3 protein-coding genes are annotated in these 1824 nt (G+C 65.0%); all 3 read right to left on the bottom strand.

Translation table 11 applies throughout. The annotated features are described in order from the left end of the window. The coding region (locus PMI12_RS15765) for an SDR family NAD(P)-dependent oxidoreductase (RefSeq protein WP_007834299.1) at window positions 1-134 on the bottom strand (134 nt) is incomplete at its 3' end. A gap of 50 nt (window positions 135-184) precedes the next feature. Next, a complete protein-coding gene (locus PMI12_RS15770; protein ID WP_007834301.1) occupies window positions 185-1171 on the bottom strand; it encodes a branched-chain amino acid ABC transporter permease in 987 nt (328 codons plus the stop codon). A gap of 10 nt (window positions 1172-1181) precedes the next feature. Next, the coding region (locus tag PMI12_RS15775) for a branched-chain amino acid ABC transporter permease (RefSeq protein ID WP_007834313.1) at window positions 1182-1824 on the bottom strand (643 nt) is incomplete at its 5' end.

Below are 1824 nucleotides of genomic sequence, written 5' to 3' on the forward strand. Positions count from 1 at the left end.
ACGGCTTCGCCCTTGTCGGCCTGCATGTCGGCGATCACCACCTTGCCGCCGTTTGCAGCCAGCATGCGCGCCGTGCCTTCGCCGAGGCCCGAAGCGCCCCCGGCCACGACGAATACCTTGCCTTCAATTTTCATTTGTGTTCCCGTTAAAAAGTGTTCGTTAATGCTGAACCGACGATCCGGTGTTATTTGGCTTTCAAACGCTCAAGGACCCTATTGATCTCGCCCATGATCCCCTTGCGGAAGGCCAGCACGCAGATCACGAAGATCAGGCCCGTGACCATGGTCACCGACTCGCCCAGCGTGTTGAACCAGTCCACCGTGGTGATGCGCGCGAGCAGGTTGCCGAGTTCGCCGATCTTGTTCTCCAGCAGCACCACCACCGCCGAGCCCACCAGCGGGCCCGAGAGCGTGCCGAGGCCGCCCACCAGCGTCATCAGGATGACCTGGCCCGAGGCGGTCCAGTGCACGTCCGACAGCGTGGCGAAACCCAGCACCAGCGTCTTGAGCGAACCGGCCAAGCCCGACAGCGCCGCCGAGATCACGAAGGCCAGCAGCTTGAAGCGGCTCACGTCGTAACCCAGCGAGAGCGCGCGCGGCTCGTTCTCCTTGATGCCCTTGAGCACCTGCCCGAAGGGCGAATGGATGGTGCGCACGATCAGCAGGAAAGCCGCGACCACGATGACCAGCGCCACGTAGTACATGGTGAGGTCGTTCGACAGGTCGATCACGCCGAAGAGCTTGCCGCGCGGCACGCCCTGCAGGCCGTCCTCGCCGCCGGTGAACTTGGCCTGCAGCGCGACGAAGAACATCATCTGCGCGAGCGCCAGCGTGATCATCGCGAAGTAGATGCCCTGCCGGCGGATCGCCAGCACGCCGAAGAGCCAGCCGAGGGCGGCGCCGGTGAGCGTGCCCGCGATCAGCCCCAGCTCGGGCGTGAGGCCCCAGACCTTGATCGCATGGCCCGCCACGTAGGCCGAGCCGCCGAGGAATGCCGCATGCCCGAAGGACAGGAGCCCGGTGAAGCCCAGCAGCAGGTTGAATGCGGCCGCGAAGAGCGCGAAGCACATCAGCTTCATCACGAACACCGGGTAGGCGCCGAAGAACGGTGCCAGGACCAGTGCGAGCAGCAGCAGCGCGTAGACGACGGTGGATATCTTTTTCATGTTCATGCCGTCCGCCTTATTTTTCTTTGCCGAACAGGCCGGCCGGACGGATGAGCAGCACGATGACCATGATCACGAACACGACGGTGGAGGATGCCTCCGGATAGAAAACCTTGGTAAGCCCCTCGATCACGCCGAGCCCGAGGCCGGTGAGGATGGCGCCCATGATCGAGCCCATGCCGCCGATCACGACCACGGCGAACACCACGATGATGAGGTTCTGCCCCATCAGCGGCGACACCTGGATGACGGGCGCGGCGAGCACGCCGGCAAAGGCCGCCAGCCCGGCGCCGAAGGCGTAGGTCAGCGTGATCATCAGCGGCACGTTGACGCCGAAGGCCTCCACCAGGCGCGGGTTCTCGGTGCCGGCGCGCAGGTAGGCGCCGATGCGGGTCTTCTCGATCACGTACCAGGTGGCGAAGCACACCACCAGCGATGCCACCACCACCCATGCGCGGTAGTTGGGCAGCACCATGAAGCCAAGGTCGGTGGCGCTCGACAGCGCATCGGGCGCGTCGTAGGGCAGGCCCGAGACGCCGTAGATGGAGCGGAACACGCCCTCGATCAGCAGCGTGAGGCCCAGCGTGAGCAGCAGGCCGTAGAGGTGGTCGAGCTTGTAGATCCAGCGCAGGAGCAGCCGCTCGATGAGCACGCCGAAG

The organism is Variovorax sp. CF313 (assembly GCF_000282635.1).
In the GTDB taxonomy this organism is placed as follows: Bacteria; Pseudomonadota; Gammaproteobacteria; order Burkholderiales; family Burkholderiaceae_C; genus Variovorax.